A 6534-nucleotide genomic window follows, 5' to 3' on the forward strand; every position below is an offset into this window, starting at 1 on the left:
TCACACGCCCTGCCACGTCGGCTTAGACGCCCAGGCGTGCCGGTAGTAGCCGGCGAGCTGCAGGCGGGACGCCGCGGCCTCGTCGATCACCACCGTGACATGCGGGTGGTGCTGCAGGATCGTCGCCGGCCACAGTGCACTGACCGCACCCTCGGCGAGCTGGTGCACCGCCTCGGCCTTCGTCGAGCCGTCGGCGATGAGCACCACATGGCGGGCCTCCATGATCGTGCCCAGCCCCTGGGTCAGGCAGTGGGTCGGCACCGCGTCCACATCACCGTCGAAGAACCGGGCGTTGTCCTGTCTGGTCTGCTGGGCCAGGGTCTTGACCCTGGTCCGGGACGCCAGCGAGGAGCCGGGTTCGTTGAAGGCGATGTGACCGTCGGTACCGATGCCGAGGATCTGCAGGTCAATGCCCCCGGCGGCTGTGATGGCGGCGTCGTAGGCGGGGCCGGCTGCGGCGAGGTCGTCCGCCAGGCCGTCCGGCCCGTGAACGGCGCCCTCGGCGAAGTCGACCCGGGAGGTGAACTCCGTGCGGATGACGTTGGCGTAGCGCTCCGGGTGTTCCGGGGCCAGGCCGACGTACTCGTCGAGACTGAAGGCCGTAGCGCGGGCGAAGGAGATCTCACGCCGGTCGTACCTGTCGACGAGGTTGTCGTAGACCGGCAGCGGGGAGGACCCGGTGGCCAGCCCCAGGACCGCGTCGGGGTTCTCCCGCAGCAGGTCCGCGATGGCCTGGCCGATGAGTTCCCCGGCGGAGGTGGTGTCGGGGAGGATGACGATTTCCATGGCGCGCCTTAACTTGTGGGATCAGTGACAGTGAACAGCGGGTTCAGCGCGGTCACCTCGGTGCCCGCCCCGGCCAGTGGGTCGACGGTGGCACCGCGGGCGTCCATGATGACGACCGGCACCACGGTCGGGTGTCCGGTGTCGGCGACTGCAGGGACATCGTAGGTGATCATCGGCTGTCACTGTTCGACCGTGTCGCCCTTGGCCGCGTGGGCGGTGAACCCCTCGCCCTTCAGCGTCACCGTGTCGAGGCCGAGGTGGACCAGCACGGCCTTCTTCTCCGGGGTCATGACCGCGTAGGCGTGCGGGAAGAGTTGCATGACCTTGCCGGCCACGGGCGCCACGGCGGTGACGGTCTCGTTCGGCGGCTGGATCGCCACGCCCGGCCCGACGCTTCCATCGGCGAAGGCCTTGTCCGGGACCTCGGTGAGGTCCACGGTGGTGCCGGGGACCGGGGCGAGCACGGTGAGCGGTTCATCAAACAGGGCACCTGTTGCGGCGATCGTTGTGTTGATCGCCCGGCCGGGACCGCCCGTGTATGAGAAGTCTGAGTCCGGTCCGAACTCGTCGGTGAACTCCTCCTCCTGCCCGGCACTCTCGGTGTTCCTGGGGTTCGCCAGAGCGTCCTTGATGTCGTCCTTCAATGAACCCGACTGGGCACCGAAGACGGCCTGCACGTTGTTGCCGACCTCCAGCAGGCCGGCGGAACCGAGGGCGGTCAGCGCCTGCTTGTCGACCAGGGACTTGTCTGCGACCTCCATGCGCAGGCGGGTGATGCAGGCGTCAACGTGGAGGAGGTTGTCGCGTCCACCGAAGGCGGCGATGAGCTTCTCTGCCTGAGGGGTGGCGACACTGGTGCCCCCACCAGCGCCGTTGCCGTTGCCGCTGCCGTCATCCTCGTTCCCGTTGCCCTCGCCGAGCTGGGCTGCCCGGGAGGCCTCGAACTCCTCGTCGGGCAGACGGCCCGGGGTGCGCGGGTTCCACTTGACGATCACGAAGCGGAAGAGCACGTAGTACAGCACCGCGAAGGCCAGTCCCAGGCCCACCAGCAGCGGGATGTTCTTCGCCGCTGGTGCACCGCCGTAGAGCAGCAGGTCGGCCAGGCCGGCGGAGAAGGAGAACCCGAGGTGGATGTCCAGGGTGTGGGCGATGGCCATGGACAGTCCGGTCAGCACGGCGTGCAGCACGTACAGCGGGAAGGCCAGGAACAGGAAGGCGAACTCGAGCGGCTCGGTGATACCGGTGAGGAAGGCCGTCAAACCGGCGGCACCGGAGATACCGGCGGCGACCTTCTTCTGCTTCGGCTTGGCGACGTGGATCATCGCCAGGGCGGCGGCAGGCAGGCCGAACATCAGGATCGGAAAGAAACCGGAGGTCAGGATGCCTGCGGTCTCGTCCCCGGCGTAGAACCGGGTCAGCTCACCGGAGACTGAGCCGTCCTCGGTGGGGTACTCGCCGTAGATGAACCAGATGAAGGTGTTGACGAGGTGGTGCAGACCCAACGGGATGAGCATGCGGTTGGCGAAACCGTAGACGAAGGCGCCGAGGGCACCGGAGGCGGCGGTGAATTCACCGAAGCTGGTCAGGGCACTGTTGAAGAAGGGGAAGAGGTAGGACAGTCCGAAGGCCAGGAAGAGGGAGGCCAGGGAGACCACGATCGGCACGAACCGCCGGCCACCGAAGAATGCCAGGTAGGTGGGTAGCTGGATTCTGTAGTACTTGTCGAACAGCCAGGCTGTGACCAGCCCGATGAGGATACCGCCGAAAACCTGGTAGTCGATCATCAACTGCTCGCCGTCGGGGTTGACCTCACCCGCCAGCACGACCGGGGACATGGTCTCGAACACCGACATCATCACGAGGTAGCCGACGACAGCGGCCAGGGCGGTGGAGCCGTCGGCCTTCTTGGCCATGCGGATCGCCACACCGACGGCGTGGACGCGGTCATCGCCGTCCTCGAGGAGCTCAAGGCCAACGGTGAAGGGCTGGTGTACGACACCCTGCACCGCAGTGTCGCCGACGGACAGTTCGTGCTGACCCACTCCGAGGGCTCCATCGCCGGGACGCGGCACTCCTACGTGGAGCTGTGGCACTTCAGCGACGGTGTGCTCACCGAGATGTGGGACGCGATCAGCGAGGTTCCCGCTGACGAGGATGCCCTGCACGATCACGGCATCTTCTAGGCAGGCGAACTATGACACTTAACGAGCCACTTAACGAGCCACTGAACGAACTGACCTACCGCCTGCCCCAGCAGCGCGTCCTGACCACCGAGCTGCCGGGGCCGAAGAGTGCCGCGCTGGCCGCCCGTCGCGACGCCGCCGTCCCCGGGGCGGTCACTCCCGCGCTGCCCGGCTACATCACCGATGCCGATGGTGGGGTGCTGGTCGACGCCGACGACAACTCCTTCATCGACCTGGCCTCTGGAATCGCGGTGACCTCGGTCGGTGCGTCCAACCCGGCGGTTGTCGAGGCCGTCAGCGAGGCGGCGTCCCACTTCACCCACACCTGCTTCATGATCTCCCCGTATGAGTCCTATGTGGCCGTCGCCGAGAAACTCGTGGAGATCGCCCCGGGTGACCACGACAAACGTGCCGTCCTGTTCAACTCCGGGGCCGAGGCGGTGGAGAACGCGGTGAAGATCGCCCGTACGTACACCGGACGCCCCGCCGTCGCCGTCATGGATCGTGCCTACCACGGCCGTACCAACCTCACCATGGCCATGACCGCGAAGAACGTCCCCTACAAGTCTGGCTTCGGCCCGTTCGCCTCCGAGGTGTACCGGGCTCCGATGTCCTACCCGCTGCGGGATGGACTGACCGGCCCGGAGGCCGCCGCCCGGACGATCACCAGGCTCGAGCAGGAGGTCGGCGCGGAGAACCTCGCCTGTGTGGTCATCGAACCGATCCAGGGCGAAGGTGGATTCGTGGTCTCCGCCGAGGGCTACCTGCCCGCCCTCGCCGAGTGGTGCCGGGCCAATGGTGTGATCTTCGTTGCCGACGAGATCCAGGCCGGACTGTGCCGCACCGGCGACTGGTTCTCCGTCGACCACGAGGGTGTCGTCCCCGACCTGGTCACCGTGGCCAAGGGGGTCGCCGGCGGCATGCCACTGTCCGCGGTGGTCGGACGCGCCGAAATCATGGAGGCGCCCGGGCCCGGCTCCCTCGGCGGCACCTACGGCGGAAACCCGGTCGCCTGTGCCGCGGCATTGGCATCCATCGGACAGATGGAGGAACTGGCGTTGGACGGGCGGGCGCATCAGATCGAGACTGTGGCCCGCGGGGTCCTGGAGCCGCTGGTCGCCGAGACCTCCGGCCGCGTCGCCGAGGTCCGGGGACGTGGGGCGATGCTCGCCGTCGAGCTCCGGGACGCCGACGGCCATCCGGACGCGGCGAGTACCAAGGCCATCACCGCGGAATGCCTCGCAGCCGGGGTGCTGGTGCTCAGCTGTGGTCTCGACGGCAATGTCATCCGACTGCTGCCGCCGCTGGTGATCAGCGGGAATCTGCTGCAGGAGGGACTGGACGTGCTGGCCGAAGCCATCCGCCACAACCTCTGAGGCCCGCCCTGGCCCAGTGTGGGCCGGTGTCCCCTACTCCGCGAAGGCGTAGTCGGTGTAGCCCTTCGCCCCGGGGGCGTAGAAGGTGGTCTGGTCCGGCACGTTGAGTTCCAGACCGTCCCTCCAGCGCCGCACCAGGTCAGGGTTGGCGATGAGGTTGCGTCCGACAACCGCGGCGTCCGCCAGGTCGTCCTCGACGATGTGGGACGCTTCGTCCTGCCCGGTGATCTTCGAGAAACCACTGTTGAGCAGGAACGCGCCGTCGAAGCGCCCGCGCAGGTGCGTGACCAGGTCACCGTCGATGTCCTTGTGCAGCACCGACAGGTAGGCCGGGCCGACCTCGTTGAGGCCGTCGATCAGCGCATCGTAGGTGGCCAGGACGTCCTGACGGTCGTCCTCCAGCACACCCTGGATGCCGTGCTCGGGGGAGATACGCACGGCGGTGCGTCCAGCACCGATCTCGGCGGCGACCGCAGCCACGACCTCGGTGGTCAGCCGCGCCCGGTTCTCCGGAGAGCCGCCGTAGGCGTCGGTGCGGTGGTTGGAGGACGCCCCGAGGAACTCGTGGAGCAGGTAGCCGTTGGCGCTGTGGATCTCCACACCGTCGACACCGGCGTCGATGGCGCGGCGGGCGGCGGAGGTGAACTCCTCGATGATCCGCGGGATCTCCTCGGTGCCGAGCTCCCGGGGCACACCACCCTCGGCCTTGCCGGAGAAGCCGCGGACCGGCCCGCCGACGGCGATCGCACTCGGGGCCTCAGGTTCGGCCCCGCGCAGCAGGTCGGGGTGGGAGGTGCGTCCGCCGTGCATGATCTGCATGACCAGGGTGCCGCCCTTGGCGTGCACGGACTCGGCGACGCGGGCCCACCCGGCGGCCTGCTCGTCGGTGGCGATTCCGGCCTGGCCGGGGAACGCCCGGTTGCTGAACGCGGGGAAGGAGCCCTCGGTGACCACCAGACCGGCCGAGGCACGCTGGCTGTAGTACTCGACGTGCAGGTCGGTGGGGATGCCGTCCTCGCCGGCGCGCTGGCGGGTCAGTGCGGCCATGGTCACCCGGTTGTCCAGGTGCAGGTCGCCGGCGTCGAGGGGGTCGAAGAGTGAGGTCATGGGGGAGGTCATGAAGCGGCTGTCCTTTCGCTGTGGTTCACATCCACCATCCCCAACCTGTGGGGCTCCGGGAGTATTCCGGTACCGGCCCAGCAGGGGGTTGGGTGACTCCGCAATGGTCAGGGGGGTCGAACGGAAGGGTTCCCTTTTGGCGGCAAACATCCTACTTCTCACAAGGCGGATGTTACAGGTGTGACTGATGTGGTTACGTCCATCCGCATGGCGCTGCGCCACACTGCACAACTTCATATGACACATGACAGGAGAACTCCTCATGCAGACCCCTTCGACGAGTAACCGCCTCTGGGCCGAGTTCCTCGGCACCTTCTGGCTGACCTTCGGCGGCTGTGGTTCGGCCGTCCTCGCCGCCAGCGTGATCTCCGACGGCACCATCAACACGGGCATCGGCTTCCTCGGCGTCGCCCTCGCCTTCGGCCTCACCGTGGTGACCGGTGCCTACGCCCTGGCCCATGTCTCCGGCGCCCACTTCAACCCGGCGGTCACCCTGGGCTGCGCCGTCGCCAAGCGCATTGAATGGTCCGCTGTGGTGCCCTACTGGGTCACCCAGATCATCGGCGCGAGTGCGGCCGGTGGTGTCCTCTTCGTCATCGCCAGCGGGAAGGACGGCTTCAGTGCCTCAGAGTCCGGCTTCGCCACCAACGGCTACGGTGAGTTCTCGCCCGACGGCTACTCGATGGCCGCCGTCCTGGTCGCCGAGGTCGTGCTGACCGCGGTGTTCCTGTGGGTCATCCTCGGGGTGACCTCGCAGAAGGCCCCGGCCGGCTTCGCGCCGCTGGCCATCGGTCTCACCCTGACCCTGATTCACCTGATCTCGATCCCGGTGTCCAATACCTCGGTCAACCCGGCCCGCTCGCTCGGTGTCGCCTGGTTCGCCGGTGGGGACGCTCTCGGCCAGGTGTGGCTGTTCATCGTCGCCCCGCTGCTTGGTGCGGCGATCGCCGGGATCAGCTATGCGGTGTTGACCGGTGACAAGGATGGCGCAGAGTCTGAGACCGTCGACGCCTGATCGGCATCACCAACTTCGCCAACATCACTGTCTGAGCCGGTCGGGGGACGCGGCT

General features: G+C 67.6%; 7 protein-coding genes. 3 read left to right on the plus strand and 4 right to left on the minus strand.

Features of this window, described 5'->3' with window-relative positions; genetic code table 11:
* The 3 genes from nagB to ACTXPP_RS04240 are packed head-to-tail and all read right to left on the minus strand — an operon-like array spanning position 1 to position 2699.
* Entirely contained in the window at positions 1-786 is a 786-nt protein-coding gene (nagB, locus tag ACTXPP_RS04230; RefSeq protein ID WP_301520326.1) for a glucosamine-6-phosphate deaminase, read from the minus strand.
* Between the two features lie 8 nt (positions 787-794).
* On the minus strand, positions 795-959 hold the full coding sequence (locus tag ACTXPP_RS04235; RefSeq protein WP_443341050.1) for a hypothetical protein: 165 nt from the start codon (positions 957-959) through the stop codon (positions 795-797).
* A gap of 6 nt (positions 960-965) precedes the next feature.
* Positions 966-2699 carry a PTS sugar transporter subunit IIABC gene (locus ACTXPP_RS04240; protein WP_443341053.1) on the minus strand — a complete coding sequence of 578 codons (1734 nt, stop codon included), beginning with the start codon at positions 2697-2699 and terminating at the stop codon, positions 966-968.
* A 21-nt stretch (positions 2700-2720) separates the two neighbouring features.
* Here ACTXPP_RS04240 and ACTXPP_RS04245 point away from each other — a divergent pair, with 21 nt between their 5' ends.
* Positions 2721-2969 (plus strand): hypothetical protein, encoded by a 249-nt coding sequence (locus ACTXPP_RS04245; protein WP_443341056.1) that lies wholly within the window; start codon positions 2721-2723, stop codon positions 2967-2969.
* 41 nt (positions 2970-3010) lie between these two features.
* Positions 3011-4345, plus strand: coding sequence for a 4-aminobutyrate--2-oxoglutarate transaminase (gene gabT / locus ACTXPP_RS04250; protein ID WP_443341067.1), 1335 nt, complete (start codon positions 3011-3013; stop codon positions 4343-4345).
* 33 nt (positions 4346-4378) lie between these two features.
* Here gabT and ACTXPP_RS04255 read toward each other — a convergent pair whose 3' ends face one another.
* Positions 4379-5452: an alkene reductase gene (locus tag ACTXPP_RS04255; RefSeq protein ID WP_301494912.1), complete on the minus strand. Its 1074-nt coding sequence runs from the start codon at positions 5450-5452 to the stop codon at positions 4379-4381.
* Positions 5453-5708: 256 nt separating this feature from the next.
* Here ACTXPP_RS04255 and aqpZ point away from each other — a divergent pair, with 256 nt between their 5' ends.
* A complete protein-coding gene (aqpZ, locus tag ACTXPP_RS04260; protein WP_443341059.1) occupies positions 5709-6479 on the plus strand; it encodes an aquaporin Z in 771 nt (256 codons plus the stop codon).
* Positions 6480-6534: the final 55 nt, after the last annotated feature.

This window comes from Candidatus Corynebacterium faecigallinarum, from assembly GCF_052264515.1.
Lineage (GTDB): Bacteria > Actinomycetota > Actinomycetes > Mycobacteriales > Mycobacteriaceae > Corynebacterium > Corynebacterium faecigallinarum.